Annotated in this window: 15 protein-coding genes; 9 read left to right on the forward strand and 6 right to left on the reverse strand. The window is 60.6% G+C overall.

What is annotated here, in order from left to right:
* Positions 1-29 precede the first annotated feature (29 nt).
* From LOY68_RS04570 to LOY68_RS04585, 4 genes are all read left to right on the forward strand, one after another.
* A complete protein-coding gene (locus LOY68_RS04570) occupies positions 30-1475 on the forward strand; it encodes an aldehyde dehydrogenase family protein (RefSeq protein WP_054616142.1) in 1446 nt (481 codons plus the stop codon).
* Positions 1476-1590: 115 nt separating this feature from the next.
* Complete coding sequence (locus LOY68_RS04575) at positions 1591-2958, forward strand: MFS transporter (protein ID WP_163908398.1); 1368 nt, start codon at positions 1591-1593, stop codon at positions 2956-2958.
* A gap of 11 nt (positions 2959-2969) precedes the next feature.
* Positions 2970-4523, forward strand: a complete 1554-nt coding sequence (garD, locus tag LOY68_RS04580) for a galactarate dehydratase (RefSeq protein WP_054049954.1) — start codon at positions 2970-2972, stop codon at positions 4521-4523.
* A 159-nt stretch (positions 4524-4682) separates the two neighbouring features.
* A complete protein-coding gene (locus LOY68_RS04585; protein WP_163908400.1) occupies positions 4683-5624 on the forward strand; it encodes an AEC family transporter in 942 nt (313 codons plus the stop codon).
* Positions 5625-5780: 156 nt separating this feature from the next.
* On the opposite strand, the gene LOY68_RS04590 is transcribed toward LOY68_RS04585, so the two are convergent.
* From LOY68_RS04590 to gatC, 6 genes are all read right to left on the reverse strand, one after another.
* Positions 5781-6161: a carboxymuconolactone decarboxylase family protein gene (locus LOY68_RS04590; RefSeq protein ID WP_054049951.1), complete on the reverse strand. Its 381-nt coding sequence runs from the start codon at positions 6159-6161 to the stop codon at positions 5781-5783.
* Positions 6158-7219, reverse strand: a complete 1062-nt coding sequence (locus LOY68_RS04595; protein ID WP_265043187.1) for a calcium/sodium antiporter — start codon at positions 7217-7219, stop codon at positions 6158-6160. Before LOY68_RS04595 ends, LOY68_RS04590 begins: the two co-directional genes overlap by 4 nt.
* A 57-nt stretch (positions 7220-7276) precedes the next feature.
* Positions 7277-7651, reverse strand: coding sequence for a septal ring lytic transglycosylase RlpA family protein (locus LOY68_RS04600; protein ID WP_163908404.1), 375 nt, complete (start codon positions 7649-7651; stop codon positions 7277-7279).
* A gap of 148 nt (positions 7652-7799) precedes the next feature.
* Positions 7800-9245, reverse strand: a complete 1446-nt coding sequence (gatB, locus tag LOY68_RS04605; protein WP_054049945.1) for an Asp-tRNA(Asn)/Glu-tRNA(Gln) amidotransferase subunit GatB — start codon at positions 9243-9245, stop codon at positions 7800-7802.
* Positions 9246-9255: 10 nt separating this feature from the next.
* Positions 9256-10707 carry an Asp-tRNA(Asn)/Glu-tRNA(Gln) amidotransferase subunit GatA gene (gene gatA, locus LOY68_RS04610; protein ID WP_265043191.1) on the reverse strand — a complete coding sequence of 484 codons (1452 nt, stop codon included), beginning with the start codon at positions 10705-10707 and terminating at the stop codon, positions 9256-9258.
* Between the two features lie 16 nt (positions 10708-10723).
* Positions 10724-11011: an Asp-tRNA(Asn)/Glu-tRNA(Gln) amidotransferase subunit GatC gene (gatC, locus tag LOY68_RS04615; RefSeq protein ID WP_007901429.1), complete on the reverse strand. Its 288-nt coding sequence runs from the start codon at positions 11009-11011 to the stop codon at positions 10724-10726.
* Between the two features lie 211 nt (positions 11012-11222).
* On the opposite strand from gatC, the gene mreB reads away from it, so the two are divergent.
* The 5 genes from mreB to rng all read left to right on the forward strand — a co-directional run bounded on the left by mreB (position 11223) and on the right by rng (position 16310).
* Complete coding sequence (gene mreB / locus LOY68_RS04620) at positions 11223-12260, forward strand: rod shape-determining protein MreB (RefSeq protein WP_002555108.1); 1038 nt, start codon at positions 11223-11225, stop codon at positions 12258-12260.
* A 189-nt stretch (positions 12261-12449) separates the two neighbouring features.
* The gene (mreC, locus tag LOY68_RS04625; RefSeq protein WP_413787188.1) at positions 12450-13505 is read left to right on the forward strand and encodes a rod shape-determining protein MreC; all 1056 of its coding nucleotides are present in this window, start codon (positions 12450-12452) and stop codon (positions 13503-13505) included.
* Entirely contained in the window at positions 13505-13996 is a 492-nt protein-coding gene (gene mreD, locus LOY68_RS04630) for a rod shape-determining protein MreD (RefSeq protein ID WP_054049939.1), read from the forward strand. Before mreC ends, mreD begins: the two co-directional genes overlap by 1 nt.
* A 202-nt stretch (positions 13997-14198) precedes the next feature.
* Complete coding sequence (locus LOY68_RS04635) at positions 14199-14795, forward strand: Maf family protein (protein ID WP_265043212.1); 597 nt, start codon at positions 14199-14201, stop codon at positions 14793-14795.
* 57 nt (positions 14796-14852) lie between these two features.
* A complete protein-coding gene (gene rng, locus LOY68_RS04640) occupies positions 14853-16310 on the forward strand; it encodes a ribonuclease G (RefSeq protein ID WP_163908409.1) in 1458 nt (485 codons plus the stop codon).
* The last annotated feature ends 54 nt before the right edge of the window (positions 16311-16364 follow it).

Here is a 16364-nt window from a genome sequence, read left to right on the forward strand (position 1 = left end):
TCAGCGGCCTTTTGCGTAGGAGAAATTCTGTGGCAGATGCAAAGCGTTTTGATAACTACATCAACGGTGAATGGGTTGCAGGCGGTGAATACTGCGCCAACATCAACCCGTCCGAGCTGACCGATACCATCGGTGAATACGCCAAGGCTGACCTGGCCCAGGTCCACGCCGCCATCGACGCCGCCCGTGCCGCATTCCCGGCCTGGTCGACGTCGGGCATTCAGGCTCGCCACGATTCGTTGGATAAAGTTGGCACTGAAATCCTCGCCCGTCGCGAAGAACTCGGCACTTTGCTGGCCCGGGAAGAGGGCAAGACCCTGCCGGAAGCCATCGGCGAAGTGACCCGCGCCGGCAACATCTTCAAGTTCTTCGCCGGTGAAACCCTGCGTCTGTCCGGCGATTACCTGCCGTCGGTACGTCCGGGCGTCAACGTCGAAGTCACTCGCGAAGCCCTGGGCGTGGTTGGCTTGATCACCCCGTGGAACTTCCCGATTGCGATCCCTGCATGGAAAATCGCCCCGGCCCTGGCCTACGGCAACTGCGTGGTATTGAAACCTGCCGATCTGGTGCCGGGTTGCGCTTGGGCGCTGGCAGAAATCATCTCCCGCGCAGGCTTCCCGGCCGGCGTGTTCAACCTGGTGATGGGCAGCGGTCGTGTGGTTGGCGATGCACTGGTGCAGAGCCCGAAAGTCGACGGCATCAGCTTCACCGGTTCCGTCGGTGTGGGTCGTCAGATCGCCGTCAGCTGCGTGTCGCGCCAAGCGAAAGTCCAGCTGGAAATGGGCGGCAAGAACCCGCAGATCATTCTTGACGACGCCGACCTGAAGCAAGCGGTCGAGCTGTCGGTACAGAGCGCGTTCTACTCCACCGGCCAGCGTTGCACCGCCTCGAGCCGCTTCATCGTTACCGCCGGTATCCACGACAAATTCGTCGAAGCCGTGGCCGAGCGCATGAAGTCGATCAAGGTCGGCCACGCGCTGAAAACCGGCACTGACATTGGTCCGGTCGTCTCGCAAGCTCAGCTTGAGCAGGATCTGAAGTACATCGACATCGGCCAGTCCGAAGGTGCACGTCTGGTCAGCGGCGGTGGCTTGGTCACCTGCGACACCGAAGGCTACTACCTCGCGCCAACGCTGTTTGCCGACAGCGAAGCCGCGATGCGCATCAGCCGTGAAGAAATCTTCGGCCCGGTGGCTAACGTGGTTCGTGTGGCGGATTACGAAGCGGCACTGGCCATGGCCAACGACACCGAATTCGGTCTGTCGGCGGGCATCGCCACCACCTCGCTGAAATACGCCAACCACTTCAAACGCCACTCCCAGGCCGGGATGGTGATGGTCAACCTGCCGACCGCCGGCGTGGATTACCACGTTCCGTTCGGTGGGCGTAAAGGTTCATCCTATGGTTCCCGCGAGCAAGGTCGCTACGCGCAAGAGTTCTACACGGTCGTGAAAACCAGCTACATCGGCTCCTGATACATCGCGGTATCCCCGGATACCGCAACCCTGCTGGCCTATAGGACCGTAGGTCCGGCAGGGAACACACCAAGTTTCACCCGCGCATAAAAATAATCAGTGGGAGTACATCTACATGCAAGCGACCAAGCCGACCCACGTCCGCTATTTGATTTTGCTCATGCTTTTCCTGGTGACCACGATCAACTACGCCGACCGGGCTACTATCGCCATCGCGGGCTCCAGCCTGCAAAAAGACCTCGGCATCGACGCGGTCACCCTCGGTTACATCTTCTCTGCATTCGGTTGGGCCTACGTGGCCGGGCAAATTCCCGGTGGCTGGCTCCTCGACCGTTTTGGCTCGAAAAAAGTCTACGCACTGAGCATCTTCACCTGGTCGCTGTTCACCGTGTTGCAGGGTTATGTCGGTGAATTCGGCATGTCCACGGCCATCGTTGCGCTGTTCATGCTGCGCTTCCTGGTGGGCCTGGCCGAGGCGCCATCCTTCCCGGGTAACGCACGTATCGTGGCCGCCTGGTTCCCGACCGCTGAACGCGGCACCGCCTCGGCGATCTTCAACTCGGCGCAATACTTTGCCACCGTGTTGTTCGCACCGCTGATGGGCTGGATCGTCTACAGCTTCGGCTGGCAGCACGTGTTCATCGTGATGGGTGTCATCGGCATCGTGTTCTCGCTGATCTGGCTGAAAGTTATCCACAGCCCGCGCCAGCACCCGATGATCAACGAAGCCGAGTTCAAGCACATCGCTGATAACGGCGGCATGGTCGATATGGACCAGGACAAGGGCAAAGGTACAAAGGCTGACGGTCCGAAGTGGGACTACATCCGCCAGTTGCTGACCAACCGCATGATGCTCGGCGTGTATCTGGGCCAGTACTGCATCAACGGCATCACCTACTTCTTCCTCACCTGGTTCCCGGTGTACCTCGTTCAAGAACGCGGAATGACCATCCTCAAGGCTGGTTTCATTGCCTCGTTGCCGGCGATCTGCGGCTTTATTGGCGGGGTGCTCGGCGGAGTGATTTCCGATTACCTGCTGCGCAAGGGCCATTCCCTGACCTTCGCCCGCAAGGCGCCGATCATCGCCGGCCTGCTGGTCTCCAGCAGCATCGTGGCGTGCAACTATGTCGATGTTGAATGGATGGTCGTTGGCTTCATGGCCCTCGCATTCTTCGGCAAAGGCGTGGGTGCGCTGGGTTGGGCGGTGGTGTCCGACACCTCGCCAAAACAGATCGCCGGTCTCAGCGGTGGCTTGTTCAACACCTTCGGCAACATCGCTTCGATCACCACGCCGATCGTCATCGGCTACATCATCAGCTCCACCGGTTCGTTCAAATGGGCGCTGGTGTTTGTCGGTTGCAACGCACTGGTCGCAGTGTTCAGCTACCTGGTGATCGTTGGCCCGATCAAACGCGTGGTGTTGAAAGAGCCACCCGTCAATGGTCCTGAAGTGACCAACAAATTGTCTCAAGCGCATTCCTGAGGAGCGGCGTCATGCAGTTGATTGAACATTCCGACTCGCCGCGCTACATCCGCCTGCACGAGCGGGACAATGTGGTGATCGTGGTCAACGACCAGGGCGTGCCGGCCGGCACCGAATTTCCCGATGGCCTGGTGACGGTGGATTTTGTGCCGCAGAGCCATAAGGTCACCCTCGAGGATATTCCCGAGGGCGGTCAGGTGATTCGTTACGGCCAGACCATCGGCTACGCCTTGCAGCCGATTCCGCGCGGCAGTTGGGTCAAGGAAGATCAACTGCGCATGCCCACCGCGCCACCGCTGGACAGCTTGCCGCTGTCCACCGATGTGCCGGCGAGCCAGGCACCGCTGGAAGGCTTCACCTTCGAGGGTTATCGCAACGCCGACGGCACCGTCGGCACGCGCAACATTCTGGGGATTACCACGACCGTGCAGTGCGTCACTGGTGTGCTCGATCATGCGGTCAAGCGCATCAAGGACGAGTTGCTGCCGCTGTACCCGAACGTCGATGACGTGGTGGCGCTGACCCACAGTTACGGCTGTGGCGTGGCGATCACGGCCACCGACGCTTACATCCCGATCCGCACCGTGCGTAACCTGGCGCGCAACCCGAACCTGGGCGGCGAAGCCTTGGTGATCAGCCTCGGTTGCGAGAAGTTGCAGGCCGGGCAGGTGATGCACGACAACGACAGCTCGGTGGATTTGAGCGAGCCGTGGCTGTATCGCTTGCAGGATTCGAGTCACGGTTTTACCGAGATGATCGAACAGATCATGGCGCTGGCCGAAACCCGTCTGAAGAAGCTCGATCAACGTCGCCGGGAAACCGTGCCGGCGTCCGAGTTGATCCTCGGCATGCAGTGCGGCGGCAGTGATGCGTTTTCCGGCATCACCGCCAACCCGGCGCTGGGCTATGCCTCGGACCTGTTGCTGCGGGCCGGTGCGACGGTGATGTTTTCCGAAGTCACCGAAGTGCGCGATGCGATTTACCTGCTGACCTCGCGTGCCGAAACCAAGGAAGTCGCCGAGGAACTGGTGCGGGAAATGGACTGGTACGACCGTTACCTGGCCAAGGGCGAAGCGGACCGCAGCGCCAACACTACGCCGGGGAACAAGAAGGGCGGGTTGTCGAACATTGTCGAGAAGTCCCTGGGCTCGATCGTCAAATCCGGCAGCAGCGCGATCAATGGCGTGCTCGGCCCTGGCGAGCGCTTCAAGCGCAAAGGGCTGATTTTCTGCGCGACCCCGGCCAGTGATTTTGTCTGCGGGACGTTGCAACTGGCGGCGGGGATGAACCTGCACGTGTTCACCACCGGGCGCGGTACGCCGTATGGTCTGGCGATGGCGCCGGTGGTGAAGGTCTCGACCCGAACCGAACTGGCGCAGCGCTGGCCGGACCTGATCGATATCGATGCCGGGCGGATTGCGACTGGCCGGGCTTCGATTGAGGATCTGGGCTGGGAGTTGTTCCACTACTACCTGGACGTGGCCAGCGGCAAGAAACAAACGTGGGCCGAGCAGCACAAACTGCATAACGACATCACGTTGTTTAACCCGGCGCCGATTACCTGAGACCGCGTTATCGTTCTTCGCGAGCAAGCCCGCTCCCACATTTGAAATGCATTCCCCTGTGGGAGCGGGCTTGCTCGCGAAGGCGGCCGACCAGACGCCGAAGTCCTCGGTGGCTTATCATTAGCCCACTAACGACACCCACCCAAGGTTCTCCCCGGCATGCTGGCAATCTTCCTCGAAACCCTGAACATCACCGCGCCGGTGTTTGCCATGCTGTTTCTGGGTGTGCTGCTCAAGCGCATCGACTGGATCAACGACAACTTCATCCACACCGCGTCGGCCCTGGTGTTCAACGTCACCATGCCGGCGTTGCTGTTTCTGGGCATCCTGCATGCCGACCTGCACGCCGCGTTGCAACCGGCGCTGCTGATCTATTTCTCGTTGGCCACGCTGGTGAGTTTTGCCGGCGCCTGGGGCTGGGCGATCTGGAAGTGCCCGCGCGAAGATCGCGGCATCTACACCCAGGGCGCGTTTCGCGGCAACAACGGCGTGATCGGCCTGGCGCTGGCGGCAAGCATGTACGGCGACTACGGGATTTCCCTCGGGGCGATTCTCGCGGCGCTGGTGATCCTGTTCTACAACACCCTCTCGACCATCGTGCTGGCGGTGTACAGCCCGGTGATCAAGTCCGATCCGTGGAGCATCTGCAAAAGCGTGTTCAGCAACCCGTTGATCATCAGCGTGTTTGCGGCGGCGCCGTTTGCCTATTTCAAAATCGGTTTGCCGGGGTGGCTGGAAACGTCCGGCCAGTACCTGGCGCAAACCACCTTGCCATTGGCGCTGATCTGTATCGGCGGCACCTTGTCGCTCGCGGCATTGCGCAAGAGCGGCAGCATGGCGCTGAGTTCCAGTCTGGTGAAGATGATCGGCCTGCCGGTATTCGCGACCGTCGGCGCGTGGTTGTGGGGCTTTCGCGGGGCAGAATTGGGGATTCTGTTTCTGTACTTCGGCAGCCCGACGGCGGCGGCGAGCTTTGTCATGGCGCGCCAGGCTAACGGCAACCATGAACTGGCGGCGGCGATCATTGTGATCACCACATTGATGGCGGCGATCACCACCAATATCGGGATCTTTGTGTTGCAGTGGGGTGGGTGGATCTAGCTTCAGAATCTTTGGTGTTCTTTAGGGCCTCTTCGCGAGCAAGCTCGCTCCCACAGTGGATCTCCAGTGGACACAAAATTTGTGTTCGGTTCGATCTACTGTGGGAGCGGGCTTGCTCGCGAAGACGGCGGAACAGTCACCACAAATGCCTGCGATTTACTCAGGCTTCTGATAACTATCGATCACTTCCTGCGCCGCGCGAAATGCATCAATCGCCGCTGGCACACCGGCATACACCGCGCAATGCAACAACGCCTCGCGAATCTCTTCCACGGTGCAACCGTTGTTCAGCGCACCGCGCACATGACCTTTCAACTCCTGCGGGCACTTCAACGCGGTCAGCGCGGCGAGGGTGATCAGGCTGCGGGTTTTCAGCGGCAGGCCTTCGCGATTCCAGACGCTGCCCCAGGCGTGTTCGTTGACGAAATCCTGTAGCGGCTGACTGAACTCGGTGGCATTGCCCAGCGCGCGGTCGACGAAGGCATCGCCCATCACTTGGCGGCGGACTTCAACGCCGGGCTTTTTGTTTTCGGTCATGGCACATCCCTCTTGTGGTGTTGGCGACGCCAGGCGCGCAGCGACGTAAACAGCAAGAACGCCACCAGCGCCGGCAGGACGAAAATCAGCATCAAGTGTTCAAGCTTGCCGGCCAGCGGCATGCCAGTAGTGAACGACACCACATGCAGCCCGTACGCGAGGTACAAACCGAGAAACAGCAGGCCCTCGGCGCGGGTCACCCGATAACCGGAATAGAACACCGGCAGGCACAGCACGGCGACGCCGAGCATCACCGGCAAGTCGAAAGCCAGGGCGTTAGGCGACACCGACAGCGGCGACGGCGCCACCAGCGCAGTAAAGCCGAGCACGCCCAGCAGGTTGAACAGATTGCTGCCGATGACGTTGCCCACGGCGATCTCGCGCTGACCGCGCAAGGCGGCGATCAACGAGGTGGCCAGTTCCGGCAGGGACGTGCTGATGGCGACGATGGTCAGACCGATGATGCGCTCCGACAGCCCCAGGTCGGTGGCGACCGATACCGCGGCCCCTAGCAACAAATGCCCGGCATACACCAGCATCGCCAGCCCGGCGACGATCATCAACAGACTGCTGACCCACGGCGCCTGCGCCTTCGATTCATCGCTCGATGGCGGCCGGGCCGAGTGCCGCGACTGGCGCAGCAGCAAACCCAAGTACAACACCAGTGCTCCCAACAGGATCACGCCGTCGGTGCGGGTCAGTTCTTCGTTCCAGGCCAATACGCAGACCAGCAGGCTGGCGCCGATCATCAGCGGGATGTCCAGACGCACCAACTGCCGCGACACGCGCAACGGAATGATCAGCGCCGACAGGCCGAGGGTGACGAGGATGTTGAAGATGCTGCTGCCGATTACGCTGCCGACGGCAATGTCAGCGTTTTGCGCGAGCATCGCTTGCAGGCTGACGGCCATTTGCGGGGCGCTGCTGCCGAGGGCGACGATGGTCAGGCCGATGATCAGCGGCCGCACATGCAGGCGCGCGGCCAGGCGCACGGCGGCGCGCACCATCAGCTCGGCGCCGGCGATCAGCAGAAACAGGCCGCTGAGCAGTTCGATCACGCTCAGCAGGGGGATGTCTTCTAGGCCGTAAATGGTCGGGCTCCGTGGTGACGGGGGTCAGTCATCGAGGGCCTGCACGCGAACCTTGGCGGTGCCGCTGCCGATCATGCCGAGCCGCACTGCAGCGGCATGGGACACGTCGATCAGGCGCCCACGGGTATGCGGCCCACGGTCGTTGATCCGCACCACGCAGGATTTGTCGTTATTCAGATTGGTGACCTTCACCCGCGTGCCGAACGGTAACTGGCGGTGCGCGGCGGTCAGGGAATTCTTGTCGAAACGCTCGCCGCTGGCGGTGCGTTTGCCTTGGTGTTTGGCGCCGTAATAGGACGCCGTGCCGGTCTTGTCGTAACCGTGTGGATCGATGATGTCGTTGCTGGCGCAACCGGCCAGTAAAGAGAGTAGGGCGCAGGCGCCGAGTAGACGCTTCATTTGAAAGCTTCCAAAAACAAATGTGGGAGCGGGCTTGCTCGCGAATGCATTCTGACAGTCAACTCTGTATTGAGTGCCGAACCGCATTCGCGAGCAAGCCCGCTCCCACAGGGAATGGAGCCAGGCTTGAGATCTGGCTCCATTGCAATCAGCCTTCGAGCTTGCTTTTCAGCAGTTCGTTGACCTGTTGCGGGTTGGCCTTGCCTTTGGAGGCTTTCATGGCCTGGCCGACGAAGAAGCCGAACATCTTGCCGCGTTTGGCTTCGTCTGCCGCGCGGTACTGTTCAACCTGTTCGGCGTTGGCCGCGAGCATCTCGTCGAGCACCGCAGAGATCGCGCCGCTGTCGGTCACTTGCTTGAGGCCACGTTTTTCGATGATCTCGTCCGCGTTGCCTTCGCCGTTGGCCATCGCTTCGAACACAACCTTGGCGATTTTGCCGGAGATGGTGTTGTCGGTGATGCGCAGCAGCATGCCGCCCAGTTGCTCGGCGGAAACCGGCGACTGGTCGATGTCCAGGCCCTGTTTGTTCAACAGGCTGCCCAGTTCAACCATGACCCAGTTGGCTGCCAGTTTGGCGTCGCCGCCAATGCTCGCAACTTTCTCGAAGTAATCGGCTTGCTCGCGGCTGGTGGCCAGGACGCTCGCGTCATACACCGACAGACCGAACTGCGCCTGGAAGCGCTCGCGCTTCTGCGGTGGCAATTCCGGCAGGGTGGCGCGCACGTCGTCGAGGAACGAGTTCTCGATGACCACGGGCAACAGGTCCGGATCCGGGAAGTAACGGTAGTCGTTGGCTTCCTCTTTGCTGCGCATCGGACGGGTTTCGTCCTTGTTCGGATCGTACAGACGGGTCTGCTGGATCACTTTGCCGCCGTCTTCGATCAGCTCGATCTGGCGACGCACCTCACTGTTGATCGCCTTCTCGATGAAACGGAACGAGTTGACGTTCTTGATCTCGCAGCGAGTGCCGAATTCAACCTGGCCTTTCGGACGGATCGACACGTTGCAGTCGCAACGCAGCGAACCCTCGGCCATGTTGCCGTCGCAGATGCCCAGGTAACGCACCAGCGCGTGGACCGTCTTGACGTAGGCCACGGCTTCCTTGGCGCTGCGCATGTCCGGCTCGGAAACGATTTCCAGCAGCGGCGTGCCGGCTCGGTTCAGGTCGATGCCGGTGGCGCCGTTGAACTCTTCGTGCAGGCTTTTACCGGCGTCTTCTTCCAGGTGCGCACGGGTTACGCCGACACGTTTGATCGTGCCGTCTTCCATGGCGATGTCCAGGTGGCCCTTGCCGACAATCGGCAATTCCATCTGGCTGATCTGGTAACCCTTCGGCAGGTCCGGGTAGAAATAGTTTTTGCGGGCGAACACGTTGTGCTGGCCGATCTCGGCATCGATGGCCAGGCCGAACATCACCGCCATGCGCACCGCTTCCTGGTTCAGCACCGGCAGTACGCCGGGCATGCCCAGGTCTACCAGGCTGGCCTGGGTGTTCGGCTCGGAGCCGAACGTGGTGGAACTACCGGAAAAGATTTTCGACCGGGTGGTGAGCTGGGTATGAATCTCCAGCCCGATCACGACTTCCCATTGCATGTGTTTCTCCTCAGAAGCCGGTTGGGGTGCGGGTGTGCCAGTCAGTGTTCAACTGATACTGGTGCGCAACGTTGAGCAAACGGCCTTCCTGGAAATACGGGGCGAGCAATTGCACGCCGACCGGCAGACCATCGACAAAACCGGCTGGCATGGACAAGCCCGGCAGACCGGCGAGGTTGGCGGTGATGGTGTAGACGTCTTCCAGATAGGCAGCGACCGGGTCGCTGTTCTTGGCGCCGAGCTTCCAGGCCGGGTTCGGCGTGGTTGGGCCGAGGATGATGTCGACCTCATTGAAAGCGGCCATGAAATCGTTCTTCACCAGGCGACGGATTTTCTGCGCCTTCAGGTAGTAGGCGTCGTAGTAACCGGCGGACAGCGCGTAGGCACCGACCATGATCCGGCGTTGCACTTCCGCGCCGAAACCTTCACCACGGGAACGCTTGTACAGGTCTTCCAGACTTTTCGGGTCTTCGCAGCGATGGCCGAAACGTACGCCGTCGAAACGCGACAGGTTGGAAGAAGCTTCGGCCGGGGCGATCACGTAGTACGCAGGGATCGCGTGCTGCATGTTCGGCAGGCTGATTTCCTTGATCACGGCGCCGAGCTTTTCCAGCTCCTTGACGCTGTTGTGGATCAGCTCGGCAATGCGCGGATCGAGACCGGCGCTGAAGTATTCCTTCGGCACGCCGATGCGCAGGCCTTGCAGCGAGCCATTGAGGCTGGCGCTGTAATCCGGCACGGGTTCGTCGATGCTGGTGGAGTCATTCGCATCGAAACCGGCCATGCCTTGCAGCAGGATCGCGCAGTCTTCGGCGGTGCGCGCCAATGGGCCGCCCTGATCAAGGCTGGAGGCGTAAGCGATCATGCCCCAGCGCGAAACACGACCGTACGTCGGTTTCAGGCCGGTAAGGTTGGTGAACGCAGCCGGTTGGCGGATCGAGCCGCCGGTGTCGGTGGCGGTCGCGGCTGGCAACAGACGAGCGGCAACAGCGGCTGCCGAACCACCGGACGAACCGCCCGGCACGTGCTCCAGGTTCCACGGGTTTTTCACCGCGCCGTAGTAGCTCGACTCGTTGGCCGAACCCATGGCGAATTCGTCCATGTTGGTCTTGCCAAGGGTCACGGCACCGGCGGCGGCCAGTTTGGCAACCACGGTGGCGTCGTACGGTGCTTTAAAGTTGTCGAGCATTTTCGAGCCGCAGCTGGTGCGGATGCCCTGGGTGCAGAACAGGTCTTTATGGGCGATCGGCGCGCCGAGCAGGGCGCCGCTCTCACCATTGGCCCGGCGTGCGTCAGCGGCTTTCGCCTGCTGGAGCGCCAGGTCTTCGGTGAGGCTGATGAAACTGTTGAGCTGCGGATCGAGCTGGGCGATGCGCGCCAGCAGGACTTTGGTCAGCTCTTCGGAAGAAAACTTTTTATCGGCGAGTCCGCGGGCGATCTCGGCCAGAGTCATTTGATGCATTGCAGGCTCTTTCCCTTTAGTCGATGACTTTCGGAACCAGGTACAGGCCGTTTTCGACCGCTGGTGCGATGGACTGATAGGCCTCGCGATGATTGGTCTCGGTCACGACGTCTGCGCGCAGGCGCTGGCTGGCTTCCAGTGGGTGGGCCAGCGGCTCGATACCATCGGTATTGACTGCCTGCATTTCGTCGACCAGCCCGAGAATGCTGTTCAGGGCCGAAGTGATGTGTGGAAGATCGGCATCATTCAGGCCAAGGCAGGCCAGATGAGCGATTTTTTCCACGTCGGAGCGTTCAAGCGCCATTGCGATTCTCCAGTGGAAAACAGAACGGACGGCGTCCGTGTGTTAGATTGTCGGAACACTACCGCATTTCTACGGTCATAAGGCCGCGATTGTGGGGGTTGGTGCACAGAAAAGCGGCCAATTTAACATATTGGCGCCTTGCCCAAAATCCCTGTCGTTGTTAGAGTTTGCCGCACTTTTTTACCCACGCGTTGCCTAGGGTCCCTTTCCCATGTTCAAGAAACTGCGTGGCATGTTTTCCAGCGATCTTTCCATTGACCTGGGCACTGCCAACACCCTTATTTACGTGCGCGAGCGCGGAATCGTCCTGAATGAGCCATCGGTTGTGGCTATTCGGACACACGGTAACCAGAAAAGTGTCGTTGCTGTCGGCACCGAGGCCAAGCGCATGCTCGGCCGTACGCCGGGCAACATTGCAGCCATTCGTCCGATGAAAGACGGCGTTATCGCCGACTTCAGCGTTTGCGAAAAGATGCTGCAGTACTTTATCAACAAGGTTCACGAAAACAGCTTCCTGCAGCCTAGCCCTCGTGTGCTGATCTGCGTTCCATGCAAATCCACCCAGGTGGAGCGTCGTGCCATCCGTGAATCGGCCCTTGGTGCCGGTGCGCGTGAAGTGTTCCTGATCGAAGAGCCGATGGCTGCTGCGATCGGTGCCGGCCTGCCGGTTGAAGAAGCACGCGGTTCGATGGTTGTCGATATCGGTGGCGGTACCACTGAAATCGCGCTGATCTCCCTGAACGGTGTGGTTTACGCCGAATCCGTACGCGTTGGCGGCGACCGCTTCGACGAAGCGATCATCACCTACGTGCGTCGCAACTACGGCAGCCTGATCGGCGAATCCACCGCCGAGCGCATCAAGCAGGAAATCGGTACGGCCTACCCGGGCGGCGAAGTACGTGAAGTCGACGTACGTGGTCGTAACCTGGCCGAAGGCGTTCCACGCGCATTCACCCTGAACTCCAATGAAGTGCTGGAAGCTCTGCAAGAGTCTTTGGCCACCATCGTTCAGGCTGTGAAAAGTGCCCTGGAGCAATCGCCGCCGGAACTGGCTTCCGATATCGCCGAGCGTGGCCTGGTACTGACCGGTGGTGGCGCCTTGTTGCGCGACCTCGACAAGTTGCTGGCCCAGGAAACCGGTCTGCCGGTGATCGTTGCCGAAGACCCGCTGACCTGTGTGGCTCGCGGCGGTGGTCGTGCCCTGGAAATGATGGATAAACACACCATGGACCTGCTCTCCAGCGAATAAGTCGTTGGGTTGCATCTATGCTGTGAGCGCGCAGGCAGCACTTTGCAGTGCTGCCTGTTGCGTTTATCTTCTGTCAGTCTGCATCCAGGCCGGTTTGATGCCGTATGAATAAAGAGAACATTTGCCTGGGAGGAGCGGCTTATTAAACCGCTTTTCGCCAAGGGCCCCTCACTGGGCGTGCGCTTGTTGGTGCTGGTCGTGCTATCGGTCGCGCTGATGGTCGTCGATGCCCGCTTCACACTGCTCAAGCCAGTGCGTAGTCAGATGTCGCTGGTGCTGATGCAGTCTTACTGGATCACCGACCTGCCGCAGCGGCTATGGCAAGGTGTGGCCAGCCAATTTGGCAGCCGTACCGAACTGGTTGCCGAGAACGAAAAACTCAAGACCGAAAACCTGCTGTTGCAGGGTCGCATGCAAAAGCTTGCCGCCCTCACCGAGCAGAACGTCCGGCTGCGCGAGTTGCTCAATTCCTCCGCGCTGGTCAACGAGAAGGTCGAAGTGGCCGAGTTGATCGGCATGGACCCCAACCCCTTCACGCATCGCATCATCATCAACAAAGGTGAGCGCGACGGTGTGATCCTCGGTCAGCCGGTGCTCGACGCCCGTGGCCTGATGGGCCAAGTGGTCGAGTTGATGCCGTACACCTCCCGCGTGCTGTTGCTGACGGATACGACTCACAGCATTCCTGTGCAGGTGAACCGCAACGGTCTGCGGGCGATTGCCAGCGGCACCGGTAATCCTGAGCGCCTCGAACTGCGTCACGTGGCCGACACCGCCGACATCAAAGAAGGCGATCTGCTGGTCAGCTCCGGCCTCGGCCAGCGCTTCCCGGCGGGTTACCCGGTGGCGACGGTCAAGGAAGTGATCCACGATTCCGGCCAGCCATTTGCTATCGTCCGCGCCGTGCCGACCGCCGCTTTGAACCGCAGCCGTTATCTGCTGCTGGTGTTCAGCGATGGGCGCACTGCAGAAGAACGCGCCAATGACGCCGCCCAGGCTCAGGAAGCGCTGGATCAGCACGGTGGCGGGCCGATCATTCCGGCCACGGTGCCTAAACCGATTCCTGCGGTCGTGCCGACCCCGGCCGTTGCTGCGCCGGCCACCGCGCCAGCAGCCACGCCACCTGCGGCAACGACACCGGCCAAGCCTACTCATCCGGCCAAGCCTGTCGCCAAACCGGCTGCTGCGAAGCCCGCTGCCAAACCGCCTGTCTCTGCACCGGCCACCACTGGGGGAAGAGAATAATGGCGGGTGCTACTTCATCCCGGAACGGCTGGATCGTCTGGCTGACCTTCGCCATCGGCCTGCTGCTCAGCGTTTCGCCGTTGCCCCAATTCATGGAAATCCTGCGTCCCCTGTGGCTGGCGTTGCTGCTGGCATTCTGGGCGTTGGCCCTGCCGCAGAAAGTCGGCATGGTCACCGCGTTTTGCCTGGGGCTGGCTGAAGATGTGCTCTATGGCACCTTGCTTGGCCAGAACGCGTTGATCCTGACGCTCATCACCTATCTGGTGCTGGCGTTGCAACAGCGCCTGCGGATGTTCCCGATGTGGCAGCAGTGCCTGGTGCTTCTGGTGATCTTCGGCCTGGCCCAACTGGTCCAGTTGTGGCTCAGCGCCCTGACCGGCAACCGCCAGCCAACCTTGGCTTTGGTGCTGCCAGCGTTGGTGAGCGCACTGCTCTGGCCGTGGATCAGCTTCGGTTTGCGTGGCTTGCGTCGGCGCTACAAGATCAACTAATTCGGTCAGGCATGTGCCCGTACCGGTGCCTTGCCTCGCAAGTACGTTCCTTTTTTGGCGAGTGGCTGTTGTTGCCAAACAAGGCGCCGCGACGAGTCATAGCTGGCTATGGCGAGGAGCGGCAACGCAGTATGGCAACAACAGACGCCGCCAAAAAGGAACAGTACTTGTGAGGCAGGGCACTAAACAGGGAGATGTCTGGATGAAATTGCTGTACCTCGCCTCAGGCTCGCCGCGTCGACGTGAACTGCTCACGCAGATCGGCGTGCCGTTCTCCGCCATCAGTGCGGACATCGATGAAACCCCTTTGCACAACGAAACCCCATCGGCCTATGTCGAGCGTCTGGCGCGCGGCAAGGCCGAGGCCGGGCGCCTTACGGTCGCGTCCGACACAGCATTTTGCGTATTGGGTGCGGATACCGCCGTGGTGCTGGACGGGAAAATTCTCGGCAAGCCAGTGGACGAAGCCGATGCGTGCGCCATGCTTATGATGTTGTCGGGGCAGGAGCACGAAGTCCTGACGGCGATTGCCGTGCTTGACGGCGAGCGTTGCGAATCGCGTGTGGTGCGCAGCCTGGTGCGTTTTCGCAGCATCAGTCGCGAGGAAGCGGCGGCCTACTGGGCCAGCGGCGAACCCCGGGACAAGGCCGGCGGCTATGGCATTCAAGGGTTGGGCGCAGTGTTTGTCGCCGGGCTCGATGGCAGCTATTCGGCGGTGGTTGGATTGCCGCTGTGCGAAAGCGCAGAACTGCTCGGCCATTTCGGCATACCCTGTTGGCAAACCCTTAACGCGCGCTGAGCGTCGTACTGACTAGATGCGGCCATTATCGTGAACATGCCTGAACGAGACCCTGCCATGAGTGAAGAGATCCTGATCAACATCACGCCGATGGAATCGCGCGTGGCGGTGGTTGAAAACGGTGTCCTGCAAGAAGTTCACGTCGAGCGCACACAAAAGCGCGGCATCGTCGGCAACATTTATAAAGGCAAGGTTGTGCGGGTATTGCCGGGCATGCAGGCGGCTTTCGTCGACATCGGCCTGGACCGTGCCGCGTTCATTCATGCTTCGGAAATCTCCCTGCGTGAAGGCCCTGCGGTGGAAAGCATCAGCAGCCTGGTGCACGAAGGCCAGAGCCTGGTGGTGCAAGTCACCAAGGACCCGATCGGCTCCAAAGGTGCGCGGTTGACCACGCAGCTGTCGATTCCGTCGCGCTATCTGGTGTACATGCCGCGCACGGCGCACGTCGGCATTTCCCTGAAAATCGAAGACGAAGCCGAGCGCGAACGCCTCAAACAAGTGGTCACCGACTGCGTGGCCAAAGAGGGCATCAAGGAAGCCGGCGGCTTCATTCTGCGCACTGCCGCAGAAGGTGCCGGTGCCGATGAAATCCTCATGGACATTCGCTACCTGCGCCGTCTGTGGGACCAGATCAACGCCCAGATCCAAACCATCAGCGCGCCGAGCGTGATCTACGAAGACCTCGGCCTGGCCCTGCGTACCTTGCGTGACCTGGTGAGCCCGAAGATCGAGAAGATCCGTATCGACTCCCGGGAAACCTTCCAGAAAACCACACAGTTCGTCGCCGAACTGATGCCGGAAATCGCTGATCGCCTTGAGCATTATCCGGGCGAGCGGCCGATTTTCGACCTGTACGGCGTCGAAGACGAAATCCAGAAAGCCCTGGAGCGCAAAGTGCCGCTCAAGTCTGGCGGCTATCTGGTGGTGGACCCGGCGGAAGCCATGAGCACCATCGACGTCAACACCGGGGCGTTCGTCGGCCATCGCAATCTCGAAGAAACCATCTTCAAGACCAACCTCGAAGCTGCCACCGCCATCGCTCGTCAGCTGCGCCTGCGCAACCTCGGCGGGATCATCATCATCGACTTCATCGACATGGAAGACGAAGAGCACCAGCGCCAGGTATTACGCACGCTCGAGAAGCAACTGGAACGCGATCACGCCAAGACCAACATCATCGGCATCACCGAGTTGGGCCTGGTACAGATGACCCGCAAGCGCACCCGCGAAAGTCTTGAGCAAGTGTTGTGCGAACCGTGCAGCAGTTGCCAGGGGCGCGGCAAGCTGAAGACACCGGAAACGGTCTGCTACGAAATTTTCCGCGAAATCCTCCGCGAAGCCCGCGCCTATCAGGCGGAAGGCTATCGTGTATTGGCGAATCAGAAAGTAGTGGATCGCTTGCTCGACGAAGAGTCGGGCAACGTTGCCGAACTGGAAGGGTTCATCGGTCGCACCATTCGTTTTCAGGTCGAAACCATGTATTCCCAGGAACAATACGACGTGGTGCTGCTCTGAATCTCCAGGTTTCACCGCGACTAGAACGGCTGGCCTCAGCTTTTTGCAGTATTT

It is taken from the genome of Pseudomonas sp. B21-053, from assembly GCF_026016365.1.
Lineage (GTDB): Bacteria > Pseudomonadota > Gammaproteobacteria > Pseudomonadales > Pseudomonadaceae > Aquipseudomonas > Aquipseudomonas nunensis.

Bases quoted from the DNA above. Each gene is read 5' to 3' on its own strand.
- rng (WP_163908409.1), top strand. From the start codon at position 14,853: ATGAGTGAAGAGATCCTGATCAACATCACGCCGATGGAATCGCGCGTG.
- gatA (WP_265043191.1), bottom strand. From the start codon at position 10,707: ATGCATCAAATGACTCTGGCCGAGATCGCCCGCGGACTCGCCGATAAA.
- mreD (WP_054049939.1), top strand. From the start codon at position 13,505: ATGGCGGGTGCTACTTCATCCCGGAACGGCTGGATCGTCTGGCTGACC.
- LOY68_RS04600 (WP_163908404.1), bottom strand. From the start codon at position 7,651: ATGAAGCGTCTACTCGGCGCCTGCGCCCTACTCTCTTTACTGGCCGGT.
- gatC (WP_007901429.1), bottom strand. From the start codon at position 11,011: ATGGCGCTTGAACGCTCCGACGTGGAAAAAATCGCTCATCTGGCCTGC.
- LOY68_RS04635 (WP_265043212.1), top strand. From the start codon at position 14,199: ATGAAATTGCTGTACCTCGCCTCAGGCTCGCCGCGTCGACGTGAACTG.
- LOY68_RS04575 (WP_163908398.1), top strand. From the start codon at position 1,591: ATGCAAGCGACCAAGCCGACCCACGTCCGCTATTTGATTTTGCTCATG.
- mreB (WP_002555108.1), top strand. From the start codon at position 11,223: ATGTTCAAGAAACTGCGTGGCATGTTTTCCAGCGATCTTTCCATTGAC.
- LOY68_RS04585 (WP_163908400.1), top strand. From the start codon at position 4,683: ATGCTGGCAATCTTCCTCGAAACCCTGAACATCACCGCGCCGGTGTTT.
- garD (WP_054049954.1), top strand. From the start codon at position 2,970: ATGCAGTTGATTGAACATTCCGACTCGCCGCGCTACATCCGCCTGCAC.
- LOY68_RS04590 (WP_054049951.1), bottom strand. From the start codon at position 6,161: ATGACCGAAAACAAAAAGCCCGGCGTTGAAGTCCGCCGCCAAGTGATG.
- gatB (WP_054049945.1), bottom strand. From the start codon at position 9,245: ATGCAATGGGAAGTCGTGATCGGGCTGGAGATTCATACCCAGCTCACC.